This window comes from Pseudomonas sp. PKS (genome assembly GCF_051913525.1).
GTDB classification, from domain to species: domain Bacteria; phylum Pseudomonadota; class Gammaproteobacteria; order Pseudomonadales; family Pseudomonadaceae; genus Aquipseudomonas; species Aquipseudomonas guariconensis_D.
On sequence record NZ_JBEGDO010000002.1, the window covers coordinates 22,717 to 41,060 of the forward strand.

Here is an 18,344-nt window from a genome sequence, read left to right on the forward strand (position 1 = left end):
CGCCGCCTTGCGCGGCGCCGGTCCCTTGAATGCACCTGCCCATGAATATCGACCTGCACGGATTCGGTCCGGCCATGATGGCCGGCACCCTGATGACCGTAAAACTGGCGCTCTGCGCCCTGCTGCTGGGGCTGGTCCTGGGCCTGCTCGGCGCCCTGGCCAAGACATCCCCAGCCAAGCCACTGCAATGGCTTGGCAGCACCTATTCGACGTTGGTGCGCGGTGTGCCCGAACTGCTCTGGGTACTGCTCATCTACTTCGGCACCGTCGGGCTGATGAACAGCCTCGGCGAGGCCTTGAACATGCCGGGCCTCGAGCTCAGCGCATTCGCCGCTGGCGTGATCGCCCTGGGCCTGTGCTTCGGCGCCTACGCCACGGAAGTCTTCCGCGGCGCGATCCTGGCCATCCCCAAAGGGCACCGTGAAGCGGGCCTGGCGCTGGGCCTGTCCAAAGGCCGCATCCTCTCGAAGATCATCCTGCCGCAGATGTGGCGCATCGCCCTGCCCGGCCTTGGCAACCTGTTCATGATCCTGATGAAAGACACGGCACTGGTGTCGGTGATCGGCCTCGAGGAAATCATGCGTCATGCGCAGATCGGCGTGACCGTGACCAAGGAGCCGTTCACCTTCTATGCGGTCGCCGCGTGCATCTACCTGAGCCTGACCATCATTGCCATGACCGGTATGCACTTCATGGAAAAACGTGCCGCTCGCGGCTTCGTGAGGGCCGAGTAATGAACTGGGAAGTCATCATCAAGTGGCTGCCACGCCTGGCCCAGGGCGCGACCCTGACCCTGGAGCTGGTCGCCATCGCAGTTATCGCCGGGCTGATCCTGGCCATTCCACTGGGCATCGCCCGCTCCTCGCGCCACTGGTATGTGCGCGCAGTGCCCTATGGCTACATCTTCTTCTTCCGCGGCACGCCGCTTTTGGTGCAGCTGTTCCTGGTCTACTACGGCCTGGCCCAGTTCGATGCAGTGCGCAGCAGCGCGCTGTGGCCGTACCTACGCGATCCGTTCTGGTGCACCGTGCTGACCATGACCCTGCACACCGCCGCCTACATCGCCGAAATCCTGCGTGGCGCATTGCAGGCCATCCCGAAAGGCGAAATCGAGGCGGCACGGGCGCTGGGCATGTCGCGGGGCAAGGCCCTGTTCTACATCATGCTGCCGCGCGCCGCGCGCATCGGCCTGCCAGCGTACAGCAACGAAGTGATCCTGATGCTCAAGGCCAGTGCCCTGGCCAGTACCGTCACCCTGCTGGAGCTGACCGGCATGGCGCGGACCATCATCGCCCGCACCTACCTGCCGGTGGAGATCTTCTTTGCTGCAGGCGTGTTCTACCTGGTCATTTCCTTCGTACTGGTCCAGGGCTTCAAGGTGCTCGAGCGCTGGTTGCGCGTGGACGCCTGCCAGGGGCGTTGAGACTGTAAAAACCCGGGGGCCGCCTTGCGGCCCACCGCAGGCTCCGCATCGTCTGAACCTGTAGGCGCTGGCGATGCCTGCGATGGAGCGCAACGCGCTCCCCTTCCAACAGCGCTGCGGTGCTTGAATGCAAACCATCCCCTACCTTCACGGCCCTCACCTGCTCGAGCGCTTCCAGGCTCTCGACCATTTCCTTCTCCAGCATCAGCACTTATGGCGCCCGCGCCCGTTCACCCAGCTGCATCTGGACTGGGAGGCCCAACACCCCGAACTGGCCACCTGGCTGCGCCAGCGCACCCTGGAGCAGGCCGAAGCCGCCCAGCAGCATCCCGAACAGCTGCCGGCGCCAGCGCCCTTCGCACAACTGGCCGCTCGCGCCTCGCAGTTGTCCGCACTGGGCGAGCTGCCCGATGCCGGCCTGCACCCGGCCGGCCATCGTCTCGACGTGAATGTCCCGGGACGCAAGTGGCAACAGATCGAAGCCTTCACCCGTCGCCTGGCCTTCCACCAGCCCACCGGTCACTGGCTGGACTGGTGTTCAGGCAAAGGCCACCTGGGCCGGCGCCTACTGCAGCCCGGCCAACGGCTGACCTGCCTGGAGTACGACGCCGAGCTGGTCACTGCGGGAAGCGCCCTGAGCGAACATCACCACCTGCCGGCCACCCACGTCCATCAAGATGTGTTGGCACCAGACAGCCACCGTCACTTGGACAGCGGCAAGAGCGCCGTCGCCCTTCATGCGTGTGGTGAGTTACATGTGCGGCTGCTGCAATTGGCCAGCCAGCAAGGTTGTCCACAGATCGCCGTCGCGCCCTGTTGCTACAACCGCATTCCGGGGAAGGCCTATCAGCCGATGTCTTCGGCAGCCCAGGCCTCGGCCTTGCAGTTGAGCCAGGAAGACCTGGGCTTGCCGCTCAACGAGGCGGTGACTTCCAGCGCCCGTGTCCGACGTCAGCGTGACATCTCGATGGCACGCCGCCTGGGCTTTGACCTGTTGCAACGCCAGCAGCGCGCCATCAACGAGTACCTGCCAACGCCCTCGCTGCCGACCAGTTGGCTGGACAAGCCCTTCGAGCAGTATTGTCGCGAGCTGGCCGAACTTCGGCATGTCGAGATACATCAGGCGCCCGACTGGACGGCGCTGGAGGCTGCCGGCTGGCAACGCCTGGCACAGGTGCGCAATCTGGAGCTGCTGCGCAACCTGTTTCGTCGCCCGCTGGAAATGTGGCTGGTACTGGACCGGGCCCTGTTTCTTCACGAGCGCGGCTATGACGTGCGCATGGGTGTGTTTTGCGATTACCCCCTCACGCCTCGCAATCTGCTGTTGATTGCCGAGCGCAAAGGAACCGCGCCGTCCAGTTGAAAGCCTGTGGATAACTCTGTGAACAAGCTTGTGATGAACATCACGAAAACGGGGATCCAATCGCTATTTCAGCGTGTTCGCTTATTCCAGATAGCGAGTCAATACCAGTAAAAACAGGCCTTTGCGCAAAGACCGACGGATAAGTCAAGTGGCATGCCTTTCGCGCAATGCTGGCATGCCGCTTGTGCATAAACGCGCCGGACGTGCGCCGATCGCGTTATTTTCAGGCCATTTTCAGCAGGCTCATGCCGACCAAGAGCAAAGCCAGGCCCAGCCATCCGCGACCAGCCAGACGCTGACCAAACAACGCCCAACCCATCGCCACGGTCGCCAGGATGCCAAAGCCGCCCCAGATGGCGTAGGCGAGCGACAGTTCGATGTCCTGAACGGCCTGGGCCAAAGCGGTGAACGCCGCCAATACACTGAGGATCGAGGCAAGACCCAGGCCTTTGCGACGGAAACCGTCCGAGTACTTGAGCAGCAGGTTAGCCAATACTTCCAGCACGATGGCCAAACCCAGCCAGGCAAAGGGAATCAGCATGGCAGGCCCTCCGCTTCGCGCACAGCAGGCGTGCTGCGGGTGCCGGCCTTGACCAGCAGGATGCCGGCGATCATCACTGCCAAGCCCAGGGCCTTGGTCCAGCCCAGGCTTTCACCAAGCCAGACCACACTGACCAAGGTGATCAGGACGATACCGATTCCTTCCCACAAGGCATAAGCCACGCCAACCGGCACACGCTTTACCGCAAGTGCCAGGAAGAAATACGACAGACAGATCATGACGTACATGACGACATGCCCCATGACGGGGAAATGTGTGGCAGCGAGTTTCATCGACGCCGTACCGATCACCTCAGCGGTGATCGCGACGAACAAATAGATCCAGGAACGCATGGTGCCCTCCCATGGGCGACAGCGGCCGAGCGCACAGGCATCGGCACGAGACACAACGTTTAAGGCTGCAGGTCGAGGGAGGGGCTAGAGATCGCCGGTCCAGTGACGCTCACGGGAAACCAGGCGGGAGGTGGAGAGGAGCTTGAAAGCTTTTCTGTTCAACATAATGAACAGAACATTAGCTGAGCTGATCGAATAAGTCAAAACGATAGACTAAGACTAATGAAATTTCGCGCTTAAACAGGCCTTGTCAGGAAAAAGCCCCGTAAAGCCTGCTGAAAGGTTCGTAAATTATATTATTCACACCCTGGAAAACGCTGCCGCTACCAAGTGACTGACTCCCCTGCGGCAAAGCGTCGCCAACCCAAAATAAAATGAAATTAATTATTGTGTAACGATAATATTTCACCAATAATCCGCCCCGTTCATCACAGTACGGAGGCACCCCATGAACGACAGCAGATCAGTGGCCTACGCGCGTTCGCGTTTGCGCATCATCGGCGTCTTTGCCGCTTTCCTGGCCTGGGCCACCGGCGCGGTCGAGCTTTTCGGCACACCGCTGCTCTGGGTCTTCGACTATCCCGACACGGTCGCGGCCTACCTGCAGGGCCATGGCATCAACATGCCTCTGCTCCTGGAAGACGGTTACCAGCCCTCGAGGCTGGCCATGGGTCTGGTACTGGCGCTGGAGATGATCCCGACCGGGCTCTCGGTGCTGAGCCTGCTACTCACTGGCTTGTTCTTCTTGCGCTTGTCCAAGGGGCACACCTGGAGCCTGGCCAACATCCGCATGCTCTGGCGAGTCGGGCTGCTGTGCATCGGCGCTCCGCTGCTGTGGCCAGTGATCGATACCTTCCAGGGCCTGGCCCTGGCCATCGACCTGCCCACCGGGGAGAGGAGCTTCGTCGTGTCGATCGGTGTATCATCCGAGGCTGTCTACGAGATCATGAAAGGCATCCTGCTCTGCGCCTTCTCGCTGCTCATGCGTGACGCCAAGACCCTCAGCGATGAACACAACTGTTATGTCTAGCCGCCCCCTATGCCGATAATCATCCGCCTCGACGTCGTCATGGCCAGGAACAAGATCCGTTCCAAGGACCTGGCGGAAATCATCGGCATAACGGAAGCGAACCTGTCACTGCTGAAGAACGGCAAGATCAAGGGTTTCAAGATCGAGACCCTCGAGAAGCTGTGCCGCGCGCTGAACTGCCAACCGGGCGACCTGCTGGAGTTCAGCGAGGAATGATCAAGGACCGTTGTACCCGTGGACACCCCATACCAACGCTTCGCCGCCCTGGTGCTGGCGAGCCTGCTGCTCGGCGGCTGCGGCCCCTCCTACACGTATAGGTACTCGCCACCGCCCAGCCCGCATGGGCTTGCTTGCATCAACAAATGCGCGATGCAACGCAATCACTGCAAACAACTGGCCCGTCTGGAAGAAAACAGCCAGCGCGCCCTGTACCAGGCCGAACTGAGGGCCTACCAGTACTGCAAGGACAGCAAGCCGAACAAGAACACGCGTCACAGTTGCCCCTATCCCAGCTATCCGTTTTTCAACACCACAGGCTCCGAATGCCAGCCTGACTACGACAGCTGCTACATGGCCTGCGGGGGCACCATCCAGCGAATTCTGAACAACGACTGACCCAGAACGGACATCGACAACGTGATCCAGACCAAGCCCTTTGCCCTGCTGTGCTGCGCCCTGGCCCTGGCCGGCTGCGCCAGCAGCACCCACTCGCCCAAGACCTCGTCCCTCGACTGGGACATGCCCGGCATGCAGTTGGGCGGCGACAGAGGCCTGCCCCTGCGCGCCGAAACACCCTGTCGCAAGCGCGGCTGCGACAACGACAAGCTGTTCTTCAACCCCGCCCAGGCCGAGCCCAGCGTCAACAGCATCCACCGCGGCTGGTAGGAAAACGCTGCTTTCCCGGCAATGGCGTAACCTATTGGAAGGAATAGGTTTACACGCGCCAACCGATCGCTATAATGACGCCCCATTGCCGGTATAGCTCAGCTGGTAGAGCAACTGACTTGTAATCAGTAGGTCCCGGGTTCGATTCCTGGTGCCGGCACCATACGCAGTATCAAAAAAGGCTCACCTTCACGGTGGGCCTTTTTTATTTCCGCCATTGACGCCCATCAACCTCTCCCACCGCATCTCCCTTAGCCTGAAATCCCCAGGCCAGAACGGAGCATGCGCCATGGCCAAAAAATTCCCACACAACCCCAGCCACCCCGAGCGCATTTGCTGGGGCTGCGACCTGTATTGCCCGGCAAAAGCGCTGGCCTGTGGCAATGGTTCTGAACGGACCCAGCATCCGGCGGAGCTGTTCGGTGAAGACTGGGAGCGGCAGCACCAGCAGAACCAGGCGCTACTGCCGCGTGCCAATGACAAACCTTGAAATGCTTTCCCTCGATGCGTTATAGCTAAAAAGGCACCCATAAAGAAAAGAGGCACTACAAGCCCCCATGCACGAGATCACACGTATCTATCGGTCCCATGGCCCGCTTGCCGCTCTGCTTGGCAAGGCCACCGGGCCCTTCCATGCCGTTGTCCGCTCCACCCTCGGCTGCTCTCCTCTCTCGACGCTGTTCCATACGCTGTCGATTCCACCTCGAGACATGCTGCTGGCGCACAAGCGCAAGCGCCCCGTGCCTCCACCTGCCTGCTGACACCTGAAGTCTTCACCCATCCACAGCCCTAGGCCTTTTGCCGTTCGGGGTTGGGGACGTTTTGCCTTTTTTCGTGTTTACAGGACATCCTCATGACTATTCGCGTTGCCATCATTGGCGCCGGCCCGTCAGGCCTGGCGCAACTGCGTGCTTTCCAATCCGCCCATGCCAAGGGCGCGCCCATGCCTGAAGTGGTCTGTTTCGAAAAACAGGCCGACTGGGGTGGCATGTGGAACTACACCTGGCGCACCGGCCTGGACCAGCATGGCGAACCGGTCCACGGCAGCATGTATCGCTACCTCTGGTCGAACGGCCCGAAAGAATGCCTGGAGTTTGCCGACTACAGCTTCGATGAGCATTTCGGTCGGCCGATTTCTTCGTACCCTCCCCGCGAGGTGCTGTGGGATTACATCCAGGGCCGCGTGAAAAAGGCCGGAGTGCGCCAGTACATTCGCTTCAACACCGTGGTCAAGGCCGTGCGCTTCGATGACCAGAGCCGCACATTCACCGTCACTGCCCATGACTACGCCCAGGATCAAGGCATCGAGCAGGTGTTCGATTACGTGGTAGTGGCCAGCGGGCATTTCTCCACACCGAACGTCCCGTCGTTCCCGGGCTTCGAGCGCTTTTCAGGGCGCATCCTGCATGCCCACGATTTTCGCGATGCATTGGAGTTCGCCGGCAAGGACGTGCTGATCGTCGGCAGTAGCTACTCGGCCGAGGACATCGGCTCGCAGTGCTACAAGTACGGTGCCCGCTCGATCACCAGCGCCTATCGCACCCAACCGATGGGCTACCAGTGGCCCAAAGGGTGGGAAGAGCGACCGCAGCTACAGCGAGTCGAAGGCGACGTGGCGCACTTTGCCGACGGCTCCAGCAAGCGGGCCGATGCGATCATCCTGTGTACCGGCTACCAGCATCATTTCCCGTTCCTGCCTGACGAACTGGCCCTGCGCACCGACAATCGCCTATGGCCGCTGGGCCTCTACCAAGGCGTGGTCTGGGAAGCCAACCCGCAGTTGCTGTATTTGGGCATGCAAGACCTCTGGTACAGCTTCAACCTGTTCGATGCCCAGGCCTGGTTCGCCCGTGATCTGATGCTTGGCCGCATCCAACTGCCGGACCACGCCGCCATGCAGGCCGACAGTGCGCGCTGGCGTGCCGAGGAAGAGGCCTTGGAGAGCACCGCCTCGATGTACGAATTCCAGGGTCGCTACATCCAGCACCTGATCGGACAAACCGATTACCCAAGCTTCGACATCGATGCAGTCAACCGCATCTTCCTCAAATGGAAGCACGACAAGAAGCACGACATCATGGGCTATCGGGACCGCTCCTACCGTTCGGTAATGACCGGTACCGCTGCGGTGCCGCACCATACTCGCTGGCTGCAGGCGCTGGACGACTCGCTGGAGGAATACCTGCGCGAGACCGCAGCGCCCGGTGACGTCCAGGTCCTGAGGCAGGACAAGCGCTGATGCGCGCCCACGACTGAACACAAGCCGCGCGCAGGTAATAGTCTTTTACCGAATCCCCTGGTTTTCCGCGCGCGGCCTTTGCCTATCCTAGTGCGGGTCATCCTGTCAGCGATGGACCCATGAAAGACGCGCTCCCTACCCGCTACGCCTGCCTGGCCGCCTGCCTGTTGTTCACCTTCGCCAGCATTCCATTTCTTGCCCAGCACAGCTGGCTCTGGCCGCTCACCCTGCTCACTGCCCTGCTCAGCCTGATCGGTCTCAATGACCTGCGCCAGAGCCATCATGCCGTGCGCCGCAACTACCCGATCCTGGGCAACATCCGTTATCTGATCGAGACCATTCGCCCGGAGATACGCCAGTACCTGATCGAGGGCGACGACGACAAGCTGCCGTTCTCCCGCTCGCAGCGCTCACTGGTCTATGCCCGCGCCAAGAACGAGAGCGCCGAGAAGGCCTTCGGCACACTCAACGATGCCTACAAGCCTGGCTTCGAATTCATCAGCCATTCGATGGTACCGGTGCAGACGCCCGACCCGGCGTCGTTTCGCATCAACATCGGTGGCCCGCACTGCCGACAGCCGTATTCGGCGTCGATCTTCAACATCTCGGCCATGAGCTTCGGCGCGCTCAGCGCCAATGCCATCGGCGCCTTGAACAAAGGCGCGCGCCTGGGCCGCTTCGCCCACGACACCGGCGAAGGCAGCATCAGCCCTTATCACCGCCAACACGGCGGGGATCTGATCTGGGAGATCGGCAGCGGCTACTTTGGCTGCCGTACCGAAGAGGGCCGCTTCGACCCGGTGCGTTTTGCCGAACAGGCGCGCGATCCGCAGGTGAAGATGATCGAACTCAAGCTCAGCCAAGGCGCCAAGCCCGGTCATGGCGGCATCCTGCCAGGGCACAAGGTCAGCGCCGAGATCGCCGCCACCCGTGGTGTGCGGGTCGGCGAAGACTGCATTTCGCCGGCCGCCCACAGTGCCTTCCGCACGCCGCTGGAGCTGCTGCACTTCATCGCCCGCCTGCGTGAGCTGTCTGGCGGCAAGCCGGTGGGCTTCAAATTCTGCCTGGGTCATCCCTGGGAGTTCATGGCCATCGCCAAGGCCATGCTGGCCACCGGGATCACGCCCGACTTCATCGTCGTCGACGGCAAGGAAGGAGGCACCGGTGCCGCGCCTCGGGAGTTCAGCGACAACATGGGCGTACCCATGCGTGAAGGGCTGATGTTCGTGCACAACACATTGGTCGGCCTGAATCTGCGCGACCACGTGCGCATCGGCGCAGCGGGCAAGATCGTCAGTGCGTTCGATATCGCCAGTACGCTGGCCATCGGTGCTGACTGGGTCAACTCGGCACGTGGCTTCATGTTCGCCATTGGCTGCATTCAGTCGCAAAGCTGCCATACCAACAAGTGCCCCACCGGTGTGGCCACCCAGGATCCGCTGCGCCAACGCGCCCTGGTGGTACCGGAAAAGGCCGAGCGAGTGGCGAGCTTTCATCGCAATACGCTGCATGCCCTGGCCGAGATGCTTGCAGCGGCGGGCCTGGAACATCCGTCGGAGCTCAAGCCCAAGCACCTGGCACGGCGCATCAGCCCGAGCGAGATCAGCCTGTTTTCACAGCTGCATCAGTTCCTCAAGCCCGGCGAATTGCTCGGAGGGTCGATCGAGAACGAGTTCTATGGGCGGATGTGGCAAATGGCTCGCAGCGACAGCTTCGCGCCACAAATCGCAGACAGCGTCGCGCCAGTGACAGCGATACGCCGAAAAGAAACAGCCCCGGCATAAGCCGGGGCTGTTCGGGACGCGAGTGCGGGATCAGAAGACGTTGATCGGGTACTCGACGAAGACGCGAACTTCGTTGCCGCTGATGTTGTACTCGCTGGACTTCTGCGAGACACGCAGGACGGAGCTGCGCAGCTTGACGCTCAGGTCCTTGGCAGCGCCGCTCTGTACCACGTACTTGAGCTGGTTGAAGATTTCGCGCTCGGTACCGCCAGTGCTGGTCGAGGTGGTGATGTTATCGCCACGAACGTACGCAACGTTGTAGGTCAGGCCTGGAACACCAAAGGCGGTGAAATCAAGGCCGTAGCCCAGCTGCCAGCTGCGCTCGTCTTCGGCGTTGAAGTCGGACCAGTAGGAGTTGGCCAGGAAGATGGTGCTACCACCATCGCCAAAACGGTCTTGGCCTTTCTGGTAGCCGCCGTAGGCGTAACCCAGGTTGCTGTCGCCGGTAGAGCGCTGATGAGCCAGAGTGAACGAGTGCGGACCGGTAGCGAAGGTAGCCGCCAGGCTCCAGATCTTGTTGTCGTCACCGGTCACGTTGTGTTCGCGGACATAGGAGTTGTCCAGCTTGGTACGGTAGCCGTTGAAGTCCAGGGTCAGGGACTGGTCTTTGCTGATCGGGAACACATAGTTGGCGCCTACGTATTGCTTCTTCAGCACGTCTTCAACGTCGGAGGCATACAGAGCGGCGGTGAACTGGTCGGTGAACTTGTAGCTACCACCCAACACGTTGATCGACTTCAGGCCACCACTGTCACGGCCCTCGGCGCTCTTGCGCGATTCGGCGGTGAAGCGACCGGCGTTCAGCTCGAGGCCTTTGATCTCTTTGGAGGTGATCAAGGTACCGGTGTAGCTTTCCGGCAGCAGACGCGCGTTGTCGTAGTTCAGAACAGGCAGCGCAGGCATCTGGTCACCGTACTTCAGTACAGTGTTGGAGACGCGGAACTTGACCGCTGCGCCGCCTTTGGAGAGATCGTCCGCAGCGTTGCCGCTATCGCCTTGCTTGAAGAAGTCGATGCCTCCCGCGCCACTACGACCTTTACCACCGTCCAGGCGCACGGCGTACAGACCGAATGCATCGACACCAACCCCAACGGTCCCTTGGGTGAAGCCGGACGAGAACGTACCGATGACCCCTTGGCCCCATTCGGCTTTGTCTTTGTTACCGTCTTTGTAGTCGCGGTTTATGTAGGCATTGCGCAGCAAGACATTCAGTTGGCTGTCTTCGACGAAGCCCTTGCTTTCGGCTTGGTCGTTGGCCTGGGCCTGGGTCGCGGCGATCATCGCCAGAGCGACCAGGCTGATCCTGGTTTTCAACATCTTGTTTTCCTTATTTCTGAATTTTTAAACGCCCTGCAACCTGACGCCAGGAACCAACGCCCCTTCGTAGGTTCGACGCTATGCGGATCCACAACTGAAAAAAGCCCGTCTTGTGTCATACAGCGGGCTTTGTGCAGCAGCATGGCCAAGTCATGGCCAGCAGGCGTTGGGCGAATCCTAGCCCTGCCTGATTCGAGATGTCAAAAAATCGTGAACGGCAGATGCTTATAACCAGATTCACGGCTACAACACGGGTATTTCCGGACAAATCCGTACAGCATTAGGTTTTTTCCCTATGGCGCCGGCCAGCCTTGTGTTGCGACCTTGTGCTTCCAACACGCTTGTTGGCCCCGAAAATGGGTTGAGTATTTTTTACAAACTGAAACACCTGTAAAGACAACCCCTTACAAATTACCCAACCAAACACTAATAACACTCGTTATTATCCGCACCCAATTTTCATTTATTGCTTTGCGGATGCTCAATGTCGGTACCCTCCCACCTTCCCTCTTTATCCCTTGGCCTGTCGCTGCTGTTCGGAGCAAGCCTGGCCAATGCCGCCACCACCACCCTGCCAGAGCTTTCGGTCACCGCCGACCGCGAGCGCGAAGACGACAACCCTCGGGTTCATGAAGTCAGCACGGCAACACGTACATCTACCCCGGTTCGCTACGTGCCGCAGGCCATCGACACCGTGAAGACCCGCAACGTCCTCGACTACGGCAGCTTCAGCCTGGGCAAGGCACTGGAGGGCATTCCCAACGTCAGCAGTGGTGCCGATACCCGCTTCGACAGCTTGCGTATCCGTGGCTTCGACGCCAGCAACGACTTCTATCTGGACGGCGTACGCGATGACAGCCAATACGTGCGCGACCTGCACAACATCGAGCGGGTCGAAGTACTCAAGGGGCCGGCGGCGGTGCTCTATGGCCGTGGCAGCCAGGGCGGTATCGTCAACCGGGTCAGCAAGGCCCCGGAGCACGGCCGGCGCTCGAGCATCGAGGCCCAGGGAGGCAGCGAAGACCTGCGCAGCCTGTATGCCGACCTCAATGCCGACCCCACCGATACCCTCAGCCTGCGCCTGAACCTCGGCAACCAAGACAACAACAGCTTCCGCGACGGCATCGACGGCAGCCGCCAACTGTTCGCACCGTCCATGAGCTGGCAGCTGACCCCGCAGCTGAACTGGCTGGTGCAATACGAGTACAGCCGCTACAACCGCACCCCAGACCGCGGCATTCCTGGCGATCCGCAGACCGGGCGCCCCGTCGATGTCAGCCGTCACACCACCTACGGTGATACCCAGCGCGACTTCATCGATGACCGTGCCCAGTCGCTGCGCTCGCGCCTGAACTACGAGCTCAATGACCAGTGGCAACTGCGTCATACGTTCAGCCTGTTCAATCTGGAGAGCGACTTCGACAACACCTACCTCACCGGCTACACCCCTTCCACCGGCCTGGTGAATCGCCAGCGCTGGCAACAGGACCTGAGCACCCGCAATCTGTTCAATACCTTCGAGGCCGAAGGTCATCTGCAAACCTTCGACCTCGAGCACACCCTGCTGGTGGGCCTGGAGCTGGGCGAACAGCGCCGCAATTCGTTGCTGCATCAAGGGGTCGGCGTACCCTCCGTACCGCTGGGAGGCTCCAGTGGACAACACCAGCACACCGGTGCGCTGAAGATATCGAGCAACAACCACACCCGCGTGGAAAGCGCGGGCCTCTATGTGCAGGACCAGATCCGCCTGAACGATCAATGGCAGTTGCTGGCAGGCGTGCGCCTCGATCGCTTCGAAGTGCAGACCACGAGCAAAGTGAAGAACCTCACGGAAACCCAGGAGAGCACGAGCACCAGCCCGCGCGTGGGCGTGGTCTATTCCCCATGGCGCGAGCACTCGTTCTATGCGTCCTGGAGCAAGACCTTCTCACCGGTCGGTGGAGGTCTGATCGGCATCACACCTGGCGCTCCGGGCAATGGCAACGATGCAGGCCCGGAGCTCACTCGACAGAAGGAAATCGGGGTCAAGAGCGATTGGTTCGACGAACGCCTGAGCACCACGCTCGCCCTCTACGAACTGGAGCTGTACAACCGCCGTACCCGCGACCCGAACAACCCCGAGCTCATCCAGCTCAGCGGCGAGCAGCGCTCAAGAGGCCTCGAGCTGACCGTCACGGGCAATGTCACCGGCAATTGGTATGTGCGCGGCGGCGTGGGGGTGCAGGATGCGACCATCGTCAAGGACAACAATGGCCAGCAAGGCAACCGCATCAATGATGTGGCCAAGCGCAACGGCAGCCTCTTCGTTACCTGGAAACCAGAACTCGGCTGGTACGCCGAAACCGGCCTGACGCTGGTAGGCGATCGATACGCCGACAACCAGAACACCGTCAAGTTGCCCGGCTATGGCCGCTGGGATGCCCTGGCGGGCTACCGCACCCACGATTGGGATGTGCGCGCGGCCTTGAGCAACCTCACCGACAAGACCTATTACAGCTCGGCCACCAGTGCCAGCCAAATCCAGTTCGGTGATCCACGCAGCCTGGTGGTGACCGGTACCTACAGCTTCTGATTCGGGTACACGCTCTCATCTGGCCAGCCAAGACCGAAAAAAAACGCCACCGCGATAGTCACGGTGGCGTTTTCGTTTGAGCGAGCGTGCACCCAATCAGTGCCAGACGGCCATCAACGCTTCCAGCTCAGCCTCGCTGATCAGGCCCTGCGGATATCGCCCATCCAACAGACGCCGTGGATCGTCCATTTTGAATCGATAGCCTCCATGGCTTTTCAACCATTGAGCCAGAATCTTGAGCGATTCATGATCCATCACCGAGGAAGGCATAGCCGACTCACTTGTTGCATTCATGTCCACAGGTACTCCAGGTGCCGTGAGCGGCTAACTTACGTTGGTTTTATTACAGAACAGCAGATCGCTATCTGACTGAAACACCTGAAAAACAATACAAGAGGTATGCCATCGTCCCTATCCGGCTATCGGCAGCCATAAAAAAAGGCCCGTCATTGGACGGGCCTTTTTTATCAGGGGCTTAGCGCTTGACCGGCGCCGGCTGTTGCTGGGTCAGGCAGTGGATGTTGCCACCCCCAAGCAGCAGTTCGCGTCCTGGGATCATGACGACTTCGTGATCCGGGAAGACCTTGGCCAGGATCGCTCTGGCCTGGGCATCAGCGGGATCGTCGAAGCTTGGTGCGATGATGCCGCCGTTGACGATCAGGAAGTTGACATAGGAGCCAGCCAGGCGCACGGACGGGTCACGCTCTTGGCTGCCAGCCACGTGATCGACACCTGCGCACTCTTGCTCGGTGGCATACAGCGGGCCCGGAATCGGCATCTTGTGCACGACGAACTCACGGCCTTTGGCATCGCGGCTGTTTTTCAGCACTTCATAGGCAGCGTGGCAACGCGCATAGTTGGGGTCATTGGAATCATCGGTCCAGGCCAGTAACACTTCGCCCGGGCTCACGTAACAGCAGAAGTTGTCGACGTGGCCGTCGGTCTCATCGTTGTACAGGCCATCCGGCAGCCAGATGATGGTTTCGACGGCCAGGTGCTCGCGAAGAATCTCTTCGATCTGCTCACGATTGAGGTGGGGGTTGCGGTTACGGTTGAGCAGGCACTCTTCGGTGGTGATGAGCGTGCCTTCACCGTCCACATGGATCGAACCGCCTTCGAGCACGAAGCCCTCGGTGTGGTAACGCTGGCAGCGCTCCATTTCCAGGACCTTGGCCGCCAGTTCCTCGTCACGGTTCCAGGGCGCGTACAGGCCGCCGTCGAAGCCGCCCCAGGCATTGAAGCCCCAGTCCACACCCCGCACTTCGCCATGGTCGTTGATGACGAAGGTCGGGCCGGTGTCACGCACCCAGGCGTCGTCGTTGCTGATTTCCACCACACGGATGTTGGGGACGTCGAGCTGGCGACGGGCATTCTCGTACTGGCCTGCAGAGACGGCGACGGTGACCGGCTCGAATCGGGCGATGGCCTTGGCCAGGGTTACATGCGCAGCTTGCGCCGGCTTGCCGCCCAGGCGCCAGTTGTCCGGACGCTCCGGCCAGACCATCCAGACCTGGGTCTGCGGCGCCCATTCGGCGGGCATGTGGAAACCGTCGGCACGCGGGGTCGAGTTGAGGGTTTTCATCGGTAACCTCTGCGAGGGCCCGGCGCCGACTGCGCCAGGTCATTGATAAAGAGGACTGCTTGCTGGGAAGCGGCCATGCGTTACACCATTATATACTCGATAAAAATCGAACTTAAAAGCTGAGCGACAAATTATTTGGTCATAAAAAAGCCACCTAAGCCGATAACAATCGACTCAGGTGGCTCAATGACCGCGACTTAAAGCGCTTCGGACAGGATGCGGTCCACGCTGTCGACGAAGTAGTCCACGCTCGCCCGGGTGGTGCACATGGGCGGCTTGATCTTGAGGATATTCAGGTAGTCCCCGGTGGGCTGCATGAAGATGCCCAGGTCGCGCAGGCGGTTGCACAAGGTCATGGTCTCTTCGGTGGCAGGCTCCAGCGTCTGGCGGTCGCGCACCAGTTCAAGGCCCAGGTAGAACCCGGAGCCGTGGGCTGCCCCTGCAAGCGGATGTTTATCGACCAACGCCTCCAGGCGCGCCTTGAAGTAACGGCCTACCTCGCGGGTGTTCTCCCAAAGGCCTTCCTCCTGCATCACATCCAGCACTGCCATGCCGATGCGGCAACTGACCGGGCTACCACCGGCCGAGGAGAAGAAGTAACCCTCAGCCTCCAGGGCCTCGGCAATCTCCCGCCGGGTAATCACAGCGCCCAGTGGCTGGCCGTTACCCATGCCCTTGGCCATGGTGATGATGTCCGGCACCACGCCCTGCTCCTCGAAGCCCCAGAAGTATTCACCTAGGCGACCATAGCCGACCTGCACCTCGTCGGCGATGCACACCCCGCCCCGGGCACGGACCTTCGCGTAGGCCTCGCGCAGGTAGCCCGCCGGCAGCGAGATACCCCCGGCATTGCCGTAGACCGGCTCGCAGATGAATCCGGCCAGTTGCCGCCCCCGGCCATCGAGATCGGCCAGCTTGGCATCGACATCCTGCAGGTAATCAGGCGCGCTGTCCGGCCCACGGAAACGCCCTCGGAACGTGTTCGGTGCCTCGACCGGATGCACCCAGTCCGGCCGGGTTTCCAGCGCCTGCGGGTTGTCGGCGATCGAGGTGGAAATGGCATCGGTCGCCACCGACCAGCCGTGGTAGGCCTCCAGCACGCTGAGCAAATCGCGCCCACCGCTGTAGGCCCAGGCCAGGCGGATGGCCAAGTCGTTGGCTTCGGTGCCGCTGTTGACCAGGAACACCCGGTCGAAGCCTTCCGGCGCCAACGCCAGCAGCCGCTCGGAGAACTCGGCGATCGCCGCATAGTGGAAACGCGAATTGGTATTGACCAGCGACCACTGGCGCGCCGACTCGGCGGCCATGCGCGGATGCCCATGGCCCAGCACCGCGACGTTATTGAGCATGTCCAGGTAGGAGCGGCCCTGCATGTCGATCAGGTAGTTGCGCCAGCCCCGCTCGATATGCGGTGGCTGCGCGTAGTAGTGCTTCTGCGAGCGGGCAAAACTGGCGTCACGGCGAGCCAGCAGGGCCTGGGCGTCGACCAAGGGCTCGGCGTCGCAATCGAAGCCCAGCAAGGCGCGGGGGGACGGGCATACCGCCAACCAGGCCTGGGCATGGGAGGGCTTGGCGAAGAACGGCGGCTGATGCTGCTCATCCCGGCTCAACTGGACACTCAGGAAGCCGCAGGTCAGGCCCAGGGCTTGCCCCTTGACCAATGCCTGGCCGTCCTGCGGCGCCTCTTCCAGCCCTGCCAGCCACAGGCTCCAGTCGGGTGTGCGCAGCCGACCACGGCCCTCTCCGGTGCGCTCCCAGACACCTGCCTGCGGTGCCTGCAACGCCGTGCCGGCGGGCACGTTCAGTTCCACGCCCAAAGCGCAGGTGGCGGGCTCCTCGGGACGATCGATGTGCGTCTGTGACAACCGATACTGCCCGTGCAGGGTACAGGCCGGCCCGGCCTGCCCGGTCAGCAGCCGCTGGTCGAAACCGGGCTGCTCCCAGTTACCGGCTTCGCAATGAGGGCTGAGCACGCCCAGGTCGATGCGCGTCACCGCCTCGCCGGCCAAGGCCGGAATCAGCGGCGCACAGTCCGAAAGGGTCAGCGGCGCCAGGGCGTGCCCTGCGGCCTGGAGAATCGCAGCCTCCATCAGGGCAAACGGCACGGCGCTGGCGGTGTCGAAGATTTCCCACTCATGGGCGATGTTGTCGAGGATGTACTGGTTGCCAGGCTCTACCTGCAACTGCTGTTCGCTGCTGAGCACGAGCACGGCCGCACGCATCAGCACCAATGGCCACAAGGCTCGCAGCTCGGCGTCCTGCAGTGGATTGATGGCCTGGTACGCCTGGATCGCCGGCAGGATACGCAGCGGGTCGCCTTCGGCGTGGTGCAGCAGGGCCGCGCAGGTCACTGACAAGTCGGCGATACGCCAGGTACGCACCAGATCGCCAAAGTCGATGACGCCCTGCAGTTGCCACTGACGATCGGCATCACGCGCCCAGACCGCATTGTCATCGGTGATGTCCAGGTGCACGGCCTGGGTCGGCAGGTCATCGGCCAACGGCTGCAGGCGTTCGATGGCCAGCCCGTTGAGTTGCTGCACACGGGCTCGACGGGACGGGTCTTGCAGCACCGGCAGCAAATGCTCGATCAGTGCCTGGGCGTGGCGTGGATCCCACTGCAGGGTGCGCTCGAGCCCGGGATGATCGAAGTCAGCCAACGCCTGGTCGACACGCGCGCACAGCGCGCCCAGTTCAGCGATCAGGCGCGGCTCCATGTGCTTGAGGCGTGTCAGTGGCTGGCCCTCGATATAGTCGAGCAGACGCACCCGCAAAGCCTGGCCATCGATGTCCACAGCCAAAAGATCCTGGCCATCACCTGCCCGGCGCACGGCCGGCACAGGCAGGCCTTGCTCCCGCAGGTAGGCCAGTGCCGCGTGCTGCGCCTCGAGCTCCACTTGCGCATAGCTGGCGTGGCAGGCCTTGAGCACGAAGCGGCCTTGGTCGCTGTCGAGCAGCAGGTTCAGGTCCTGCTGACTGCCCAGTGGCTGCAAGGGTCCGTCCAGGTCGTAGTGCGCGCGCAGCAGGGCATGGGCCTGGGCTTCGCTCAGCGAAGGGTTGGGCTGGCGGGAACGCTGGATCAGGGTGCTCAAGGGCATGGAATGGAACCTCGGTTTTTTTGTCGCTTATATCGCCACTGCTGCTGCCGATATACAAGAGGCTGGCGATAAAAGCCTTGGTAACAGCCAGGCAGTTCCACACTGTCCGGCTTTACCGGACAATGCCGCCGCACGAACAAAGGGCCAGACCGCAGCC

At 61.5% G+C, this 18,344-nt stretch carries 18 protein-coding genes and 1 tRNA gene; 13 read left to right on the forward strand and 6 right to left on the reverse strand.

Annotated features, from left to right (window positions below; translation table 11 throughout):
- The first annotated feature begins 41 nt into the window (after positions 1 to 41).
- The 3 genes from ABOA88_RS02370 (at position 42) to ABOA88_RS02380 (ending at position 2,786) form a co-directional block, all read left to right on the forward strand.
- Positions 42 to 734, forward strand: coding sequence for an ABC transporter permease (locus ABOA88_RS02370; RefSeq protein ID WP_196168090.1), 693 nt, complete (start codon positions 42 to 44; stop codon positions 732 to 734).
- Positions 734 to 1,423 carry an ABC transporter permease gene (locus tag ABOA88_RS02375; RefSeq protein ID WP_196167904.1) on the forward strand — a complete coding sequence of 230 codons (690 nt, stop codon included), beginning with the start codon at positions 734 to 736 and terminating at the stop codon, positions 1,421 to 1,423. Before ABOA88_RS02370 ends, ABOA88_RS02375 begins: the two co-directional genes overlap by 1 nt.
- Before the next feature lie 127 nt (positions 1,424 to 1,550).
- On the forward strand, positions 1,551 to 2,786 hold the full coding sequence (locus tag ABOA88_RS02380; protein WP_230387539.1) for a methyltransferase: 1,236 nt from the start codon (positions 1,551 to 1,553) through the stop codon (positions 2,784 to 2,786).
- A 223-nt stretch (positions 2,787 to 3,009) separates the two neighbouring features.
- On the opposite strand, the gene mdtI is transcribed toward ABOA88_RS02380, so the two are convergent.
- Positions 3,010 to 3,327: a multidrug/spermidine efflux SMR transporter subunit MdtI gene (mdtI, locus tag ABOA88_RS02385; protein ID WP_196167905.1), complete on the reverse strand. Its 318-nt coding sequence runs from the start codon at positions 3,325 to 3,327 to the stop codon at positions 3,010 to 3,012.
- Complete coding sequence (locus tag ABOA88_RS02390; protein ID WP_070571999.1) at positions 3,321 to 3,680, reverse strand: multidrug/spermidine efflux SMR transporter subunit MdtJ; 360 nt, start codon at positions 3,678 to 3,680, stop codon at positions 3,321 to 3,323. Before ABOA88_RS02390 ends, mdtI begins: the two co-directional genes overlap by 7 nt.
- A gap of 448 nt (positions 3,681 to 4,128) precedes the next feature.
- Here ABOA88_RS02390 and ABOA88_RS02395 point away from each other — a divergent pair, with 448 nt between their 5' ends.
- The 9 genes from ABOA88_RS02395 to ABOA88_RS02435 all read left to right on the forward strand — a co-directional run bounded on the left by ABOA88_RS02395 (position 4,129) and on the right by ABOA88_RS02435 (position 9,618).
- Positions 4,129 to 4,710, forward strand: coding sequence for a hypothetical protein (locus ABOA88_RS02395; protein ID WP_196167906.1), 582 nt, complete (start codon positions 4,129 to 4,131; stop codon positions 4,708 to 4,710).
- 9 nt (positions 4,711 to 4,719) lie between these two features.
- Positions 4,720 to 4,926, forward strand: a complete 207-nt coding sequence (locus tag ABOA88_RS02400) for a helix-turn-helix domain-containing protein (protein WP_043211003.1) — start codon at positions 4,720 to 4,722, stop codon at positions 4,924 to 4,926.
- 18 nt (positions 4,927 to 4,944) lie between these two features.
- Positions 4,945 to 5,325 carry a hypothetical protein gene (locus ABOA88_RS02405; RefSeq protein WP_367850634.1) on the forward strand — a complete coding sequence of 127 codons (381 nt, stop codon included), beginning with the start codon at positions 4,945 to 4,947 and terminating at the stop codon, positions 5,323 to 5,325.
- A 21-nt stretch (positions 5,326 to 5,346) separates the two neighbouring features.
- Entirely contained in the window at positions 5,347 to 5,595 is a 249-nt protein-coding gene (locus ABOA88_RS02410) for a hypothetical protein (RefSeq protein ID WP_196167908.1), read from the forward strand.
- An 87-nt stretch (positions 5,596 to 5,682) separates the two neighbouring features.
- Positions 5,683 to 5,758, forward strand: a tRNA-Thr gene (locus ABOA88_RS02415).
- Between the two features lie 126 nt (positions 5,759 to 5,884).
- Positions 5,885 to 6,085: a DUF3079 domain-containing protein gene (locus ABOA88_RS02420; RefSeq protein WP_367850633.1), complete on the forward strand. Its 201-nt coding sequence runs from the start codon at positions 5,885 to 5,887 to the stop codon at positions 6,083 to 6,085.
- A gap of 67 nt (positions 6,086 to 6,152) precedes the next feature.
- Positions 6,153 to 6,356, forward strand: a complete 204-nt coding sequence (locus ABOA88_RS02425; protein ID WP_367850632.1) for a hypothetical protein — start codon at positions 6,153 to 6,155, stop codon at positions 6,354 to 6,356.
- Between the two features lie 92 nt (positions 6,357 to 6,448).
- Complete coding sequence (locus ABOA88_RS02430) at positions 6,449 to 7,834, forward strand: flavin-containing monooxygenase (protein WP_196167918.1); 1,386 nt, start codon at positions 6,449 to 6,451, stop codon at positions 7,832 to 7,834.
- A gap of 119 nt (positions 7,835 to 7,953) precedes the next feature.
- The gene (locus tag ABOA88_RS02435) at positions 7,954 to 9,618 is read left to right on the forward strand and encodes an FMN-binding glutamate synthase family protein (RefSeq protein WP_367850631.1); all 1,665 of its coding nucleotides are present in this window, start codon (positions 7,954 to 7,956) and stop codon (positions 9,616 to 9,618) included.
- 30 nt (positions 9,619 to 9,648) lie between these two features.
- Here the strand turns inward: ABOA88_RS02435 and ABOA88_RS02440 are convergent, their stop codons facing one another.
- Complete coding sequence (locus ABOA88_RS02440) at positions 9,649 to 10,935, reverse strand: OprD family porin (RefSeq protein WP_196163310.1); 1,287 nt, start codon at positions 10,933 to 10,935, stop codon at positions 9,649 to 9,651.
- 484 nt (positions 10,936 to 11,419) lie between these two features.
- On the opposite strand from ABOA88_RS02440, the gene ABOA88_RS02445 reads away from it, so the two are divergent.
- On the forward strand, positions 11,420 to 13,507 hold the full coding sequence (locus ABOA88_RS02445) for a TonB-dependent receptor (protein ID WP_196167920.1): 2,088 nt from the start codon (positions 11,420 to 11,422) through the stop codon (positions 13,505 to 13,507).
- A gap of 96 nt (positions 13,508 to 13,603) precedes the next feature.
- On the opposite strand, the gene ABOA88_RS02450 is transcribed toward ABOA88_RS02445, so the two are convergent.
- The 3 genes from ABOA88_RS02450 to ABOA88_RS02460 all read right to left on the reverse strand — a co-directional run bounded on the left by ABOA88_RS02450 (position 13,604) and on the right by ABOA88_RS02460 (position 18,187).
- Positions 13,604 to 13,801 (reverse strand): hypothetical protein, encoded by a 198-nt coding sequence (locus tag ABOA88_RS02450; protein ID WP_196167921.1) that lies wholly within the window; start codon positions 13,799 to 13,801, stop codon positions 13,604 to 13,606.
- Between the two features lie 181 nt (positions 13,802 to 13,982).
- Entirely contained in the window at positions 13,983 to 15,089 is a 1,107-nt protein-coding gene (gene aguA / locus ABOA88_RS02455) for an agmatine deiminase (protein WP_196167922.1), read from the reverse strand.
- 197 nt (positions 15,090 to 15,286) lie between these two features.
- The gene (locus tag ABOA88_RS02460) at positions 15,287 to 18,187 is read right to left on the reverse strand and encodes an aminotransferase (RefSeq protein WP_367850630.1); all 2,901 of its coding nucleotides are present in this window, start codon (positions 18,185 to 18,187) and stop codon (positions 15,287 to 15,289) included.
- Between the last annotated feature and the right edge of the window lie 157 nt (positions 18,188 to 18,344).

Excerpts from the sequence above, each read along its gene's own strand:
- ABOA88_RS02370 (WP_196168090.1), top strand. The coding sequence starts at position 42 with ATGAATATCGACCTGCACGGATTCGGTCCGGCCATGATGGCCGGCACC.
- ABOA88_RS02375 (WP_196167904.1), top strand. The coding sequence starts at position 734 with ATGAACTGGGAAGTCATCATCAAGTGGCTGCCACGCCTGGCCCAGGGC.
- ABOA88_RS02380 (WP_230387539.1), top strand. The coding sequence starts at position 1,551 with ATGCAAACCATCCCCTACCTTCACGGCCCTCACCTGCTCGAGCGCTTC.
- mdtI (WP_196167905.1), bottom strand. The coding sequence starts at position 3,327 with ATGCTGATTCCCTTTGCCTGGCTGGGTTTGGCCATCGTGCTGGAAGTA.
- ABOA88_RS02390 (WP_070571999.1), bottom strand. The coding sequence starts at position 3,680 with ATGCGTTCCTGGATCTATTTGTTCGTCGCGATCACCGCTGAGGTGATC.
- ABOA88_RS02395 (WP_196167906.1), top strand. The coding sequence starts at position 4,129 with ATGAACGACAGCAGATCAGTGGCCTACGCGCGTTCGCGTTTGCGCATC.
- ABOA88_RS02400 (WP_043211003.1), top strand. The coding sequence starts at position 4,720 with ATGCCGATAATCATCCGCCTCGACGTCGTCATGGCCAGGAACAAGATC.
- ABOA88_RS02420 (WP_367850633.1), top strand. The coding sequence starts at position 5,885 with ATGGCCAAAAAATTCCCACACAACCCCAGCCACCCCGAGCGCATTTGC.
- ABOA88_RS02425 (WP_367850632.1), top strand. The coding sequence starts at position 6,153 with ATGCACGAGATCACACGTATCTATCGGTCCCATGGCCCGCTTGCCGCT.
- ABOA88_RS02430 (WP_196167918.1), top strand. The coding sequence starts at position 6,449 with ATGACTATTCGCGTTGCCATCATTGGCGCCGGCCCGTCAGGCCTGGCG.
- ABOA88_RS02435 (WP_367850631.1), top strand. The coding sequence starts at position 7,954 with ATGAAAGACGCGCTCCCTACCCGCTACGCCTGCCTGGCCGCCTGCCTG.
- ABOA88_RS02440 (WP_196163310.1), bottom strand. The coding sequence starts at position 10,935 with ATGTTGAAAACCAGGATCAGCCTGGTCGCTCTGGCGATGATCGCCGCG.
- ABOA88_RS02445 (WP_196167920.1), top strand. The coding sequence starts at position 11,420 with ATGTCGGTACCCTCCCACCTTCCCTCTTTATCCCTTGGCCTGTCGCTG.
- ABOA88_RS02450 (WP_196167921.1), bottom strand. The coding sequence starts at position 13,801 with ATGAATGCAACAAGTGAGTCGGCTATGCCTTCCTCGGTGATGGATCAT.
- aguA (WP_196167922.1), bottom strand. The coding sequence starts at position 15,089 with ATGAAAACCCTCAACTCGACCCCGCGTGCCGACGGTTTCCACATGCCC.
- ABOA88_RS02460 (WP_367850630.1), bottom strand. The coding sequence starts at position 18,187 with ATGCCCTTGAGCACCCTGATCCAGCGTTCCCGCCAGCCCAACCCTTCG.